Genomic DNA, 14,053 nt, shown 5'->3' on the forward strand with positions numbered 1-14,053 from the left:
AAAGGTCAACTGACAACTGTCAACTGTCAACTGTCAACTGACTATCTGTAATCCGAAGTCTGAATGTTCTTCAACTTCGCCGCATATTTCATGCCGTATTCTGGGCGGCAGAAGCGATCGATCTGAGACTCGAAAAACGCCCGATTCGCCTTCAAATGCTTCGGATTTGGGTCATCCAAAGGATATAATAGCGCAACCCGCAAAGCTTGAATAACCCCCGAAGTAACGCAGTACATCGATCGCTGGAACGTCACCCCAATTTGATTTAGGATATCATCTTCGCCACGACACCGCTGTTTGTAGAAATCCATCAAATAAGGCGGCAGGAAGTGCAGCATATCTTGTGCTAGCAAAGTCGGCGGAATTCCAGCAGTTCCTACCGGGAATTTATCTGCATACAAAACTCCGTAGTGGAAGTCTTTTTGATCGTCGGGAACTTCCCTGGCTTGCGCGTTGTACGATTTGGTTCCCCGGAACGGCGAAGTGCGGTAAAATATAGCTTCTACATAGGGTAGCGCTGCTTCATACAGCCAAGTAAAACCTTTAGATTTCGGGATTATTTCGTAGGTTTCGCCGTCGATGACAACGTGGTGGTAAATCGGACGACCTGCGATCGCAAATATGCCATTTGTGATGAAATCCATCGCCTGCGGGACAGTGGTAACTTTGCCTTCGTCGTACAAGTCGGAAACTTCAAAAAACACCGGGGCCATGACTTCCCAAAACAAGCCGAGATTGCTGTAATAAGACATCTGGCGGCACTGTTCTAAAAACATTTCGGGGAATGCTTTGTGCATAGCCAGCATGAACGGGTCTTTTTTGAAATAAGCTTTAATGGCGCGATCGGCATTAGCTTTGTATTCGTCGCTGTCGAGATAAGGGTCAAACTGATTGACAGGCACGTACATCCCCCGGTGCCAAAGCATCGACCTCATGACCTCTTCGGCAAATTCCATGTTAATGCGATCGTGCCACAAATGGTGAAACAGTCGCGACTTTTTGCCAGTTTCACCATTTTCCATGAACTCCAAAAGTTCCGGGTGTGCGCTTCCAGTCCCCCGCCAAATCCGTAAATCTGCACCATCACCTGAATAGTGATTTTGCAAATCTAAATACTCCTGGGGTAAGAAGTATTTAAAGAAGGGCAGCGGGTGTAAAAATACCCGTTCGGCGATGTAAAGTAAATCCCGCCAGTAGAAGTCCATCGGCACCGCGTAGGCCTTCCAAATCGCGATGATTTGCATCAGATTTTCCGGCGTATCTGGAATCATCGCGCCGCCAGCTTCCAGTCTGTGAATTACTTCGGCAAATTCGTGCTTGGAAGGAGGCAATTTAGTTGCTGGTTTAGTAGGTGTTTGTACCATTGTTTGTTCCTTGGTTTGAATGAATTTGACTATTTAGAAATATTTGGAATTAGGCCTAGGGCTTACGCACAGGCAGTCAGAAATTTGTTTCCTTTACGAATATTTTTCGTTAAAGTCACGAGGAATGGTAAAAAACTAAGGTTTGAATGTTTTTATGCCTCCAGGAATGTCGGAGGCAATCTTCTTGTTCGCAATTCCAGGCTCTGCGGACAAATAGCGCAAAATTATGCAGTTAATCGTCCTTTTTGTCATCCCAAGGCTCCCGGCCTTTGGGAGAGCGGATGTTAATTACTGAGCCGTTCGAGCGGGTAATAGAAAAAGCATCAAATTCACCGTCGTCCATCTCGCCAACAACTCTGATTGTTTCACCTTTGGATACATTAATATCGCGCCAGGAGCGGGGGCCAGCATCGATTCTAATTTGACCGCTGCCGTCGTCGATAATCCACTCATTTTCATCAGCGTCTCCAAAACCGACTACTTTTCCAGAGATGGTAATTGGTGTTCTCGACGGTCGCAAATTGCTGATTCGAGTTAGGGATTGTGCAAAGGCAGAAGTGGCTGCTCCAGATGAAAGAATGGTTACCACTGCGAGCAAACTAAAAATCTTTTTCCGTTTCATGAGTTCTTATTTCCTGGCAATCAGTGCTATTTTGTCAGTGAGCTAAAACTCTCGCGTCTATTTATGAAGCTGCCGTAGTTGACGGCTCTATCCTATTTTAACACATTTATAATCTGCTGGGACAACGAAGAAGAAGAAATGAGAAAGAAGAAGAAAGCAGAATCATCAAAGACTCGTACTTTTTCCATCTTCCACTTTCTCACGCTCTATTTATCCGGCTGATAGCTAACAGCTACTTGAGAATATCTGCCCGTTGACAGAGTTACTGCCATCGCATTGGTAGTAGATTCGCTCCACTTCAGCAGCCACACCGGTTGCACTCCCAAGAAGAAAATGAGAGCGGCTAAGACTAGGGCTGGCATATTTTCGGAAAACTTAACCGCAGGGTAGTAAGCCGTGGCGTTGTCCAATTTTCCAAAACAGGTGCGGTTGAGCAGAATTACAAAGTAAACTGCTGTTAACCCGGAGGCTAAAATGCACAGCAAAGTCGGAATTGGAAATGCTGAAAAACTGCCTTGGAATACTAAAAATTCGGCGATAAAACCGACTAAACCGGGAATGCCGGCGCTTGCCATGCCTCCCAAAACTAACAGGGAACTTGCTGTGGGCAAACCTCGCAACGGGTTCATCAAGCCGTTGAGTACGTCCAAATCCCGCGTGCCGGCTTTGGTTTCGATGATGCCTACTAGATAAAACAGCAAAGCTAAAATCAAGCCGTGGCTTACCATTTGCCCGACTGCACCGATTAAGGCGAGTTTTGTTCCGGCTGCACAGGCGACGAGGATGTAGCCCATATGCCCGATCGAACTATAGGCTACCATGCGCTTGATATCTTTTTGGGCGATCGCGCTCAAAGCACCGTACATCACGCTGACTGTACCAATTATCGCTAAACCGGGAGCGATAATCGACCAAGTTTCGGGAAACATCTGCAAACCAAACCGGATTAAACCGTAAGTTCCCAACTTCGCCAAAACCCCTCCCAACAGAATTGCGGTTGCTGGCGAAGCTTCGACATAGGCATCCGGTAGCCAAGTGTGCAGGGGAACTAAAGGAATTTTAATTGCCAACCCCAGCAGCACAATTGTTAGCAGGATTAATTGCGTTTTCAAGGACAAGTCTTGAGTAGTAATCGCACTGTAATCGAAGTTTAAAGAGCCGCTCAGCCAAGCTACACCCAAAAATCCCGCTAAAACTAAAAGTCCCGAAACTGCCGTGTAAATCAGAAACTTCATCGCAGCGTATTCCCGCTGCTTGCCGCCCCAAATCGCAATCAACAGGTAAAACGGAATTAATTCTAGTTCGTAAAACAGGACGAACAGCAGCAAATTTTGAGACATTAAAGCTCCCACCACCCCCGCATTGATCAGTAAAATCAAAGAGTAATAAAGTTGGGGGCGAGCGATTTCTTCACCGGTACCATAGATTACTAATACCGTCAGTAATCCGGTTAAAACCACCAGTGGCAAAGATAAGCCATCAACCCCTAAGTTGTAGCTCAAACCTAATTGGGGAATCCAAGGCAAATATTCTTGAAATTGCAGTCCTGAATTTGTCGTATCAAATTGAGTCAGCAGCAGGATATTCAACAGAAAAACAGCAGCAGCGAAAGCGGAGGCTACTGAACGCACCCGCATCGTATTCATGTTTCCGGGCAAGAACCCGACTACCGCAGCGCCCAACGCGGGCAACCAGAGCAAGGCACTAAGCATAATGTGTGAACAGTGAAGAGTAAAGAATCTATTTTCTAGGTTTTAGCCATTAATGATTTGAGAGTTTAGATGTTGACTTTACCCCAAATTATTAATCACAAATTGCATTAGGAATCAGCAACAATACTGATAGCACCCGTATCTAAATCGTAGTATCCACCAACAACTTTCAGTTTGTTCTCCTCAATTAACTTAGAGATAACTGGAGATGCTTTCAACCTTTTAGCTTGCAGCAAAACATTAGCTTTTACGGCATTTTCGAGATGATCGCCCGGTTGGTTTTTCGAGCTTTCTACAGCAGGCTTAATTGAATCGACTAAACTGCCAATTTGGCCGGGAACTTCACCGCCCTTGAGGGTTGCACCTACCGCACCGCAGTTTTCATGCCCGACTACCATCAGCACTTTTGCTCCCAACAACAGCGTGCCAAATTCCAGGCTGCCCAGTTCTTCTGGAGTAACCACATTTCCGGCCACGCGACAGACGAATAAATCTCCAAATCCCTGATCGAAGATAATCTCGGAAGGAAAGCGGGAATCTGCACAGCCGAGAATAGCAGCAAAGGGTTTTTGACCTTTGGCTACTTCGGTGAGCCTGGATAAGTCTTGGTGGGGATTTGTGCGTTTTCTGTCAACAAATCGCTTGTTCCCGTCCATTAACTGTTTTAAAGCAGCATCGGGAGTCATGTCATTTTGAGCAATTGCTGGTGCCGGTGCAGCCACATCAGCGCCTAGTCGTGTTGCGAGTATTCCTGTACCTATTGCTCCTGCTACAAATTTGAGTGAATTACGTCGGGAAAGATTGACTGGTCGGTTATTGTCTTTCATGTATTTGGCATTGTTGGATAGGGTTTGAAATCTTTATTCAAGATTTCATTTATTTAAAATTTTAGGTTGTAAATGTCACCTAAAATTTTATACGTTATATCTCTTTACCCACCAACAATTAACGAGAGGCGAGCCAACAGAGGCCAGCTTACTAGCAGTCCCAAAAGTGCAACTCCGAACAAAATTGTCAGGGCGTAAAATTGAGTTTGACCGTTGACGTTGTATTTGAGGCTCTGTCCGCCGAAAACTGTGGCTAAACCGATTAAGTTTACGAATCCGTCAACAATATTGCGATCGATCCAGGATATGATTTGGGATATCAGACCGACTGCAAATACCACTGTGACGCGGTAAAGTTGGGCGGTGTAAAAGTCGTAGGCAAAGAAGTCTTGCACGGCTTGAGAACCAATTCGCACTGGTTTTTCCCACTTTTCGTTGAGATAAATAAATGCCCCTGCACCGATGCCGATCGCACTTGACAAAACTAACAGTCCCGCTGCTGTATAATTCAAAGTTGCCAAAGGCAGCAATTGCCACGCTGCGAGCAAGTGCGGAACGTGCAAGGTAAATCCCATTAACACGGTCATCGGCAAGATAAAAGGCCAGGAAACTTCCGGGGAACGTTCGGTCATTTGCTTTGGTTTGCCGCCGAAGACTAAACCGAAAACGCGCACTAAGCCAAAAGCAGTTACGCCGTTGACAAATAGCAGGATTCCTAACAGTGAAGGGTGGGTATTCCAAAGCCCGCCTGCTAATTCTGATAAAGCCCAGAAGCAGCCGAAGGGTGGAAGTCCAATCACTCCAGCAGCGCCGACAAGAAATGATATGCCGGATATTGGGCGCTTCGCCCACAAACCGCCAAGAGCTCGGACATCTTGAGTGATGCTGTTCCAAACTACTGAACCGATGCTCATCACCAACAAACCCATTGCCAAGGAATAAGCAAATATCAATGTCAAAGCTGTTTGGGTTTGTCCGGTACCGACTGCGATAAATACCAAGCCCATGTAAGAGCTAACTATATAGGATAGCGTGCGCTTGATGTCGATTTGGGCGATCGCAATTAAGGAAGCACCCACCGCCGTTGCAGCGCCTACAATAATAGTTGTCTTCAGCCCCACGGGCGACAAAGCGATGACCGGCTGCAATTTAATCAAAATCCAAGCGCCGGTTTCCACAACTACCGTGTTCCGCAAAATCGTTGCCGGCAAGGGGCCTTCCATCGCCTCATCCAGCCACAGGTGCAGGGGAAACTGAGCGCATTTGCCCATCGGGCCGGCAATCAAAGTTAAACTCAACAGCGTCGCCACTGTGGGGTCGATGTTTGCAGTCTTAGCCCAAACTGCCAACTCGTCAAAATTCCAAGTTCCCGCCAGCGGCAGAATTGCGACTACTCCCATCAACAGAAATAAGTCTCCCACGCGCTTAGTCAAGAAAGCATCGCGGGCTCCTGTCACCACCAAAGACTGATTGAACCACAGCCCGATTAGCAGGTAAGTTCCCAGAGTCAGGACTTCTAGAATCATGTAGCTGAAAAACAGAGAGTTGGACAAAACCAAGCCACACATCCCCGCTTCAAACAGCCCCATCAGGGAAAAGAACCTCGCCCAGCCCCAGTCCATTTCCATGTAACCGATTGAATAAATCTGCGCCAGAAGGTTTAGTCCGGTGATCAAAACTGTCGCCCCGACGGTGACAGCAGAGATGTCTAAAGGAATGGTTAAGTCTAAACCTGCTACGTTCAGCCAGGGAATGAACTGGTGTTGCGCCGGTTGGTTCCAGATTGCTGTGAGGGCGATGACGCCGTGGGCGAAAGCGAAGAAAGTTAAGATGGCGTTGACGTAACCGGAGGGTCTAGGCCCCGTGCGGCGAGTTATTGCTGGGAACCACAGTATCGAGAGAAATGCGCCGATGAGTGGATAGCAAGGTATAAACCAAACGGTCTGGAGTAGGATTTGAGCCATTGGCATTACCTGTAATTGTTACAAAAATTTAACAATCTGAGAATAATCTCGATCGTCAGAAGTAAAGATTTTTTGGGGTGACTGCGAGTTTCCTGTCCTTTTGAAACCGGGAGCTTCAAAATAGACTTATTAATTTTATATTAAGGATTGCCTGAAATTTTCATATTCGCTGATTCAGCATACTTATATACAGATAAACTCTACTTATATGATGCCAAGATTCAGACGGCGGTTGAAACCTGGTTTACACAAACGATGTTTGCCTCTGCATACCCAAGAGGACAACAGAGGTCTTCAACCCGCTTTCTAGTGGGTACAAGCCTGTACAGGCGCGGTTTATACCCCCTGTCTGGTTCTAAGGATTAAAGCTGCTCAATGTCCCGTGCTGCTAAAGGCAGTGTGGCTTGTCGCTGTCCGATCGCCCTTGCTCTCACATTCAAAAGACCGATCGGCGTATTGAACAAATCTACCAGATCGAGTTTGCAGATCATAATTTTAGCCGCAGCAATCGGTAATTCCTTTAACAACCACCTAGCCAGCCGATACAAATATTCTCCTGTGGTAAATTCTCGCATCAAATCGACGCCGTGGAGTTCGTGCAAATATTTATTCGACTCGCCGTAGCGATACCATTGACTGTGCAACTGTTTCAGTGTACTGCGGTGGCGGTGTCGGGCGATCGCATTTTCGGCAAAATACATTTTATAGGATGTTTCCCGCAAAATCCGCCAGCACAAATCCGCATCGCCGCCACTCGTAAGGTACGGGCGAAATAAACCGACTCGTGCTAAAATCTGCCTGCGTACAGCTAAGTTTGCCGTTTGACCGTAGGGACAAAAAGGGTGAGCGAGAGTATGTTTTTGAGATAAAGTATTGTCGCGGGCTGCGTGTTTTTCTAAGACAGTGTTACCGGGAAGGGCGAGGATTTCACCGCAGGTAATTCCTATTTCTAAGTCAGCGAATGGTTTAACTAAATTTTCCAACCATTGAGTTTCGGGGCGACAGTCTGCATCGGTAAAGGCGATGATTTCGCCTTTTGAGGCGCGAATCCCTTGATTGCGGGCGGCGTAGGAACTTTGAATCTTATTTTCGCTGAGATTGCGAATGGTGATTTGATTATTACTTCCCTTCTTACTTCCCCCCCTTAGCAAGGGGGGGACTGAGGGGGGGTTAGATGCTGCTGCTTGAAGGATGGTGGAAGTGCGATCGCGACTTTTGTTGTCTACTAAGAGATATTCTACACTGTGTGGCGGGTAAGTTTGCGATCGCAGACACTCGATTAACTCCGGCAAATCCATCTCGCCATTATAAACAGGTATCACCACCGAAACAATCGGTAAAAACTGCTCATTGTTCATTAATCCTCTCTACTGATTTTTGAGTCAATCAGAACTAAAGTCACTACTACGAAAAACCTCCGCAAATCGGACACGGCAATGCCGTCTCTCTACAGATGCTCGCGTACAATCCATGTATAAACCTATTTTTCAGAATTGGTATTACCTTGAATTTTTGTGGAACAGGCATCTTGCCTGTTTTTTGGAGTCTGAAGTTGTTGTGGAACAGGCATCTTGCCTGTTTTTTGAGTCTAAAACGGGCAAGATGCCCGTTCCACAACTGCATTGAGTTCTTGTGGAACGGGCATCTTATTTGTTTTTTAACATGGTAGAAAACATCAGCTACATATGCTGTCAAGTTTATTAATAATCCGGTTTTAACTGTTACCAGTCAACATCAGAATCATCAACACTAACACCCCGTTAGTTAAATAAAAGATACCAACCACCTGAGTTTCCAACCAGCCGCAGAGTTCTAGATGATGGTGAAGTGGAGCCATTCTTAACAGACGCTTGCCGATGCCATCAGGGCCTTTTGTAGCTTTGTAATAACCTACTTGAGCAATTACTGACACCGTTTCAATCAAGAAAATCCCACTGATTATTAATAATATCCAAAGGCTATTTGTTAATAAAGCTACCGCACCCAAAGCACCGCCCAAAGCCAAAGCACCTGTATCGCCCATAAACACTCGCGCTGGATTGCGGTTGTGAGTTAAGAAGCCGAGACAACTGCCGCTAATGCAGGCGCAAAAAATCATTAATTCTGGCGAAGTTGAGGCTACAGATGCGCCTAATCCCAAAAGTGCGATCGCCCCCAAGCCTCCCATCAACCCGTCAACACCGTCGGTAAGATTAGTAGCATTGCTTTCAGCAACTAACACAAAACCCGCCAGCGGCCAAAACATAAAACCCAAAGGTAATACCCAACCGAAAGGCAAAGCAATGTTCGTAGAAATACTTGGATTGTGTAAAATCAGCCACAAACAAAATATAGCTGCAAAACCTACTTGCAAAGCCAATTTCATCCGAGGTGAAATACCTTTATTCGACTTGCGGCGGAGGATTTGCCAGTCGTCAATCCAGCCGATGAAACCGTAAGCTAAAGTTAAAGCCGATACAGCAACAACATCTGAGTTAAATCTAGACCAGAGTAAAGCGACTGCGACTCCCGCCGGCACAAAAAAAACTCCGCCCATTGTTGGAGTTCCAGCTTTTTTCAAGTGGGCTTGGGGGCCGTCTTCGCGAATTATTTGTCCTGCTTTTAGTTCCTGGAGTAAAGGCACGACTATATAGCCCAAACCCGATGCAACTAAGGCACAAACAGCTATTGGCAGAAATAGCGATGCAGGCGAATTCAAAAATCTACCTGCTGATACATCTAAACCGATCGCTGCAATACAGAGCCCTAAACTCAGCAGGAGGAATAAATTCCTGCCCGTAAGCTTGAAAGGCATAGTAAAAGGGATTTTCTCATCCAAAAAGTTATCCATAACACTCCTCAACACACACACCATTGGAGAATAAGCAATTGATAATTGGGGAATAGGGTGCGATACAGGAGATGGCGAAATTTGTTAGTTTTTCTTCCCTGTTTCCGATTGATTCCTTGACCCGCAAAAAACTGGTACAAGCCCTAGACTTCATTAGTGGTCGATTTTCCCCAATTTTTAGACTCAATTTCGGTTTCCCGGATTTAATGTTGCAAGTGAATCTAAAATTTCAAATCGACTGACTATTTGACGAGTTATTCGTCCCCTGCACCTGCATCATCTTCTGCTTCTTCTTCTAAATCATCATAAGGACTGTCGTCAACTGCCATTAATTCAGAAATTTCTTCTTCGTGCAGATAGTCGGGTTCTTGGACATCCCTTGCTAAGAGGCGATTGTTAGATTCCAACCAGTCTAAAAGAGAAGATTGCTGCTTTAATGGAATTACATCCGCAGGCAAGTGACGAGGAATTTGGCGCAGAGATGGGTTATACATGATTCTCGGTTTCTAAAGACAAAGATGCGATCGAGTAGAACTAATGTTGTGCCGACTGACTGCTCCTTCGATAGAACACTTGCAAATCCGGCATTTAGCAGAGCTAAGGAATTATACCACAGACACTCTTTGGTTCCGGATCGGATAGGATGGCTTACTGATTCGGGCGATGCCCCAATCATGGGCCTAAGGATAACATTAAAATCCGATCTTGCCAATCCCTCTTTAGCCGTAAGTATTGTAATCTGAGACGATCGTCTTTTAAAGTATCACGGGACACCGGGCCAGCCAGCGGTTGAGCCAAAACAGTCTCCTGGCTGTGCGTCAAAGCCTGATAGCGAATACGCTCTACCTTCTTCTTCTTCAGCCAACTCTCAAACAATAAATCTCAGAATGGATACAACGGCGGCGGTTTTATACAACAAAGAGGGTTACGACACCGGAGGGAAAAAACTTCTAGGGCGTCATTCAGCCGGAGAAGGATTTCTCAAAAGCTTAGTCCAACACGGAACCGCTGACTCTCTCTACTGTTGCGCAGACAGCGAAGCAACTTTTAAGGAGTTTTGTTCGCGCATCCAACCTTGGCTGCAACAACCGCGGAAAGTCCGCTGGATTTCGACGGATCGACCAGATTTGCTATCTCAACCAGGTACAGTCTATCGACCCGATCCCGCCCTGGCAGATCTGGTTTGGGGGCGCAGATTTGTCGATCAGCGGGCTTACAGCGTTTGCGGTGTTACCCACACGATCGCAACTAAGTATGTCATGGAATCGATCGGCAATTTGATCACTGCACCAGTTCAGCCTTGGGACGCCCTAATCTGCACATCTAACGCCGTGAAAACAGCCGTAGAAGGAGTTATGACCGAGTGGTCTGAGTATTTAGCGCAGCGCAACGGCGGTAAACCCGAAATTTTGGTCAAATTGCCCGTTATTCCCCTAGGAGTGGATTGCAGCGCGTTTCCGCAGGGTGCCGAAGCAGTCGAGGTGGGCGATCGGCAACGGCAAGAACTCGGCATTTCTCCCGGCGATATAGTCGTGTTATTTGTCGGCCGATTGACGTTTTCTGCCAAAGCCCATCCGGTACCAATGTACATCGCCCTGGAACGCGCCGCCCAGCAGACAAAGGCGAAAATCCACTTAATTCAAGCCGGTTGGATCGAAGATCCGAGAGAAGAACCCGACTTTAAAAATAGCGCCCAAATATTTTGTCCGTCCGTAAATGCTATTTTTCTAGACGGCAGAAATCTAGAAATTAGAGTTAATATTTGGTCGGCTGCTGACATTTTTATTTCGCTTTCCGACAACATTCAAGAAACCTTCGGACTAACGCCAATTGAAGCAATGGCAAACGGACTACCAGCCATAGTTTCAGATTGGAATGGATACAAAGAATCAGTACGCCACGAAATCGACGGTTTCCGCATTCCCACACTCATCCCGCCGCCGGAAGCTTGTTTAGATTTAGCGCTAAATTATCACGACGGTAGCTTAAATTGGCCGACTTACATGGGTCACACTTCCCTCGCCACAGCCGTTGATATTGATGCCTGCACCCGCGCTTTGTGCCAATTAATTGACAACCCGGAATTGAGAAAGCGCATGGGGGAAAATGCGAGACAAAGGGCGAGGAAGATTTATGATTGGAAAGTCGTAATTGCAGCTTACGAACAGTTGTGGCGGGAATTAGCAGAAATTCGTGGTTCTGCACCAGAGTCAGCACCTGTAAAAGCCGGAAAACCGCCTTATCCGCTGGGCGACGATCCGTTTCGGGTGTTGGGTCATTATGCGACTAGAACTTTAACCAATGATATGATGCTGAGTCTGGGTGCGATCGCCACACCAGAACTTTTGAGAGAGTTGCAAACAATTTGGTTTACCAGCTTCGGTCAAGACCGCAGAATATCTGTTAAAATTCAGATAGAAATGCTGGATAAAATTAAGCAACAGGGTGCTGTCAGCGCGACGGAACTTCTCAGGTGTTACGCCACAAATGAGCAAGAATCAGCATACCTATATCGGACGATGCTCTATCTTGTGAAATTTGGTATCTTAGTTATTGGTAATGGGTAATTCAGTTGACAGTTGACAGTTGACAGTTGACAGTAATTTAGAATGAGTAATCGAGCATTGTTCATACTAAATCCAATAATACTCGGCGGTTGAAACCGCGACTATACAAACGATGTCCGCCTCCGCGGACTGAAGATTAGAGTAAATTTAGGGTACGCGCTGGGCCCACAAAAGCCCAATCATAAACGTGGGCAAAAAAACGATTTATTTAGTCCCTGTGCATAAGTCATGGACTACTAACTAATGACTAATGACTACTGACTACTGACTACTGACTACTGACTACTGACTCTTAAAAAACTATGCTTAAAAAATCAGGACTATTAGAGATAATTGCTGGTAAGAATCGCGGTTTGCTAGCCACTGCAACCGACAAACAGGCGATCTTAAGTGCGATCGCCCAATTGGAAGATTATAACCCCACCCCGCGCCCTATCGAAGCCACAGAGCTTTTAAACGGCGATTGGCGGTTATTGTACACCAGCAGCCGCGCCCTGCTGAATCTTGACAGTTTTCCCTTGTTAAAATTGGGTCAAATTTATCAATCTATCCGCGTCAAAGAATCCAAAATATACAATATTGCTGAACTTTACGGCTTGCCTTACTTAGAAGGAATAGTCAGCGTGGCTGCCAAATTTGAGGCGACTTCCGAACGGCGAGTACAAGTAAAATTTGAGCGCTCAATTTTAGGTTTACGCAGGTTAATCGGGTATGAATCTCCAGTTGAGTTTATCAATCAAATTGAGTCTGGAAAAAAGTTCACTGCTATAGATTTTGGGCTAGATAGTCGCGAACAACAAGGATGGCTAGACATTACTTATTTGGATAGCGATTTGCGGATCGGGCGCGGGAATGAAGGAAGTGTTTTTGTATTGACAAAAGAGTGATTTTGCGATCGAGTGCGATCTTTTAGCATTCTCGAATTGTTACCAGAAAGAATTGGTTGAAAGCCTCTCCCTTTTAGGAATAAATTAAAATCAGACTATTCATTTCATTACTCCAATCCTCTTCCTTCTGAGTAGATGTCGCTCTCAAGCTGTCAACTGAAGTAATTCTCGATCGAATAGAACCGTCAAGCGCATAAACAGTTACACATTTTTAGAAAAAATCTATTCTTGTTTAAAGCTCTGACAATGTTGATGTTTGTGCTAAGCTAATCTACAAAAGATGTCACGCTCGTGCAGTAACCTTTCTGTGAGTTAAAGGAGCAAATCAATGAATATTGTCTTAAAGCCGGAATATGAAGAGTTTATTCGATCGCAAATTCAAAGCGGAAAATATGGCAGCGTTGAAGAACTAATTGGAGAAGCGATATTACTTTTAAAACAACGAGAACAACGCATCGAGGAGCTGCGCCAGAAAATAGCAGTTGGAACTGCACAAATTGCTGAGGGACAGGTGACAGACGGAGAAGTTGTGTTTGCCAGACTTCAAGAAAATATCGATAAAATGCAACAATCAGGAGTGTCAGTAACCCAGCCCTAAAGGGACGCTCGCTTGTAAGAGCAATCAAGCAAGCTGTGCTGACCGTCTATCTATCGTCTTAACTGACTAGCATTATTTGAGTCATGACACTCCTTGAATGCAGCCCTAGTTTTCCGCTCTGTCCGGTAGCTATACCTGATTAAGTATTAACATTGACGCCTCAAAACAAAACCCCTAAAGCAGAGATTGCATGAGCTTACTTTTCCCGTTAAGTATGATTTGTAGCAAGAAGCCAGCCCTGGCACAGATCACGTAAATTTGACCAACCTCGCCAGAGGACTTGAATCCCAATTGGAGATTTACGCCGATGTTGAAGATAGCCTCCAAGATAAGCAACCGATTCCACTGCCCAGGCAACCGTTAACACAGGCGGAAATTTTGGGAATCTCGCCTTTAAAACTTGAATTTGTACTGGACTTAGAATTTCAACCGCAGGAGAATCAGGTTGATTACGATGTAGATAAGTAATTTGTAAAAGCTCGACGGCACAAACACTTAAAAAGCCTAAGAGACCTCCACAAAAAGAATGATCCAACAGCTATGTGGGTTTAGCGAAAATTTCCACGAACCATTTTTGAAGATTGGGGAGGCGATTAATCTGGGTTTCAATTTCTGCCCTAGCTAATTTATTGAGTGTAACTCCTGTGGAGTAAATTGTTTCTACCAATGTCACTACTGGATT

The 14,053-nt window shown here is 45.6% G+C and carries 11 protein-coding genes and 1 pseudogene; 3 read left to right on the top strand and 9 right to left on the bottom strand.

Annotated elements, in window-relative coordinates:
• Positions 1-41: 41 nt before the first annotated feature.
• The 8 genes from K4039_RS29520 to K4039_RS29555 all read right to left on the bottom strand — a co-directional run bounded on the left by K4039_RS29520 (position 42) and on the right by K4039_RS29555 (position 9,813).
• Positions 42-1,364, bottom strand: a complete 1,323-nt coding sequence (locus tag K4039_RS29520; RefSeq protein ID WP_265240081.1) for a CO2 hydration protein — start codon at positions 1,362-1,364, stop codon at positions 42-44.
• 232 nt (positions 1,365-1,596) lie between these two features.
• Complete coding sequence (locus K4039_RS29525) at positions 1,597-1,986, bottom strand: NirD/YgiW/YdeI family stress tolerance protein (protein WP_265240082.1); 390 nt, start codon at positions 1,984-1,986, stop codon at positions 1,597-1,599.
• Between the two features lie 206 nt (positions 1,987-2,192).
• Entirely contained in the window at positions 2,193-3,698 is a 1,506-nt protein-coding gene (locus tag K4039_RS29530; protein WP_265240083.1) for an NADH-quinone oxidoreductase subunit M, read from the bottom strand.
• Positions 3,699-3,805: 107 nt separating this feature from the next.
• The gene (locus K4039_RS29535) at positions 3,806-4,525 is read right to left on the bottom strand and encodes a carbonic anhydrase (RefSeq protein ID WP_265240084.1); all 720 of its coding nucleotides are present in this window, start codon (positions 4,523-4,525) and stop codon (positions 3,806-3,808) included.
• Positions 4,526-4,629: 104 nt separating this feature from the next.
• A complete protein-coding gene (locus K4039_RS29540) occupies positions 4,630-6,489 on the bottom strand; it encodes an NAD(P)H-quinone oxidoreductase subunit F (protein WP_265240085.1) in 1,860 nt (619 codons plus the stop codon).
• Positions 6,490-6,851: 362 nt separating this feature from the next.
• Positions 6,852-7,847: a glycosyltransferase family 2 protein gene (locus K4039_RS29545; protein WP_265240086.1), complete on the bottom strand. Its 996-nt coding sequence runs from the start codon at positions 7,845-7,847 to the stop codon at positions 6,852-6,854.
• A 356-nt stretch (positions 7,848-8,203) separates the two neighbouring features.
• A complete protein-coding gene (gene mraY, locus K4039_RS29550) occupies positions 8,204-9,319 on the bottom strand; it encodes a phospho-N-acetylmuramoyl-pentapeptide-transferase (protein ID WP_265240087.1) in 1,116 nt (371 codons plus the stop codon).
• A gap of 254 nt (positions 9,320-9,573) precedes the next feature.
• Entirely contained in the window at positions 9,574-9,813 is a 240-nt protein-coding gene (locus K4039_RS29555; protein ID WP_265240088.1) for a DUF3134 domain-containing protein, read from the bottom strand.
• A 393-nt stretch (positions 9,814-10,206) separates the two neighbouring features.
• On the opposite strand from K4039_RS29555, the gene K4039_RS29560 reads away from it, so the two are divergent.
• The 3 genes from K4039_RS29560 to K4039_RS29570 all read left to right on the top strand — a co-directional run bounded on the left by K4039_RS29560 (position 10,207) and on the right by K4039_RS29570 (position 13,371).
• Positions 10,207-11,886, top strand: a complete 1,680-nt coding sequence (locus K4039_RS29560; protein ID WP_265240089.1) for a glycosyltransferase family 4 protein — start codon at positions 10,207-10,209, stop codon at positions 11,884-11,886.
• Positions 11,887-12,188: 302 nt separating this feature from the next.
• Positions 12,189-12,773, top strand: coding sequence for a PAP/fibrillin family protein (locus K4039_RS29565; RefSeq protein WP_265240090.1), 585 nt, complete (start codon positions 12,189-12,191; stop codon positions 12,771-12,773).
• A 328-nt stretch (positions 12,774-13,101) separates the two neighbouring features.
• Complete coding sequence (locus K4039_RS29570; RefSeq protein ID WP_265240091.1) at positions 13,102-13,371, top strand: type II toxin-antitoxin system ParD family antitoxin; 270 nt, start codon at positions 13,102-13,104, stop codon at positions 13,369-13,371.
• A gap of 208 nt (positions 13,372-13,579) precedes the next feature.
• Here K4039_RS29570 and K4039_RS29575 read toward each other — a convergent pair.
• Positions 13,580-13,882: pseudogene (locus tag K4039_RS29575) on the bottom strand (IS4 family transposase); the annotation flags it as partial.
• Between the last annotated feature and the right edge of the window lie 171 nt (positions 13,883-14,053).

It is taken from the genome of Lyngbya sp. CCAP 1446/10, assembly GCF_026130175.1.
Classification (GTDB): Bacteria; Cyanobacteriota; Cyanobacteriia; order Cyanobacteriales; family Microcoleaceae; genus Microcoleus.

Excerpts from the sequence above, each read along its gene's own strand:
- K4039_RS29520 (WP_265240081.1), bottom strand. The coding sequence starts at position 1,364 with ATGGTACAAACACCTACTAAACCAGCAACTAAATTGCCTCCTTCCAAG.
- K4039_RS29525 (WP_265240082.1), bottom strand. The coding sequence starts at position 1,986 with ATGAAACGGAAAAAGATTTTTAGTTTGCTCGCAGTGGTAACCATTCTT.
- K4039_RS29530 (WP_265240083.1), bottom strand. The coding sequence starts at position 3,698 with ATGCTTAGTGCCTTGCTCTGGTTGCCCGCGTTGGGCGCTGCGGTAGTC.
- K4039_RS29535 (WP_265240084.1), bottom strand. The coding sequence starts at position 4,525 with ATGAAAGACAATAACCGACCAGTCAATCTTTCCCGACGTAATTCACTC.
- K4039_RS29540 (WP_265240085.1), bottom strand. The coding sequence starts at position 6,489 with ATGGCTCAAATCCTACTCCAGACCGTTTGGTTTATACCTTGCTATCCA.
- K4039_RS29545 (WP_265240086.1), bottom strand. The coding sequence starts at position 7,847 with ATGAACAATGAGCAGTTTTTACCGATTGTTTCGGTGGTGATACCTGTT.
- mraY (WP_265240087.1), bottom strand. The coding sequence starts at position 9,319 with ATGGATAACTTTTTGGATGAGAAAATCCCTTTTACTATGCCTTTCAAG.
- K4039_RS29555 (WP_265240088.1), bottom strand. The coding sequence starts at position 9,813 with ATGTATAACCCATCTCTGCGCCAAATTCCTCGTCACTTGCCTGCGGAT.
- K4039_RS29560 (WP_265240089.1), top strand. The coding sequence starts at position 10,207 with ATGGATACAACGGCGGCGGTTTTATACAACAAAGAGGGTTACGACACC.
- K4039_RS29565 (WP_265240090.1), top strand. The coding sequence starts at position 12,189 with ATGCTTAAAAAATCAGGACTATTAGAGATAATTGCTGGTAAGAATCGC.
- K4039_RS29570 (WP_265240091.1), top strand. The coding sequence starts at position 13,102 with ATGAATATTGTCTTAAAGCCGGAATATGAAGAGTTTATTCGATCGCAA.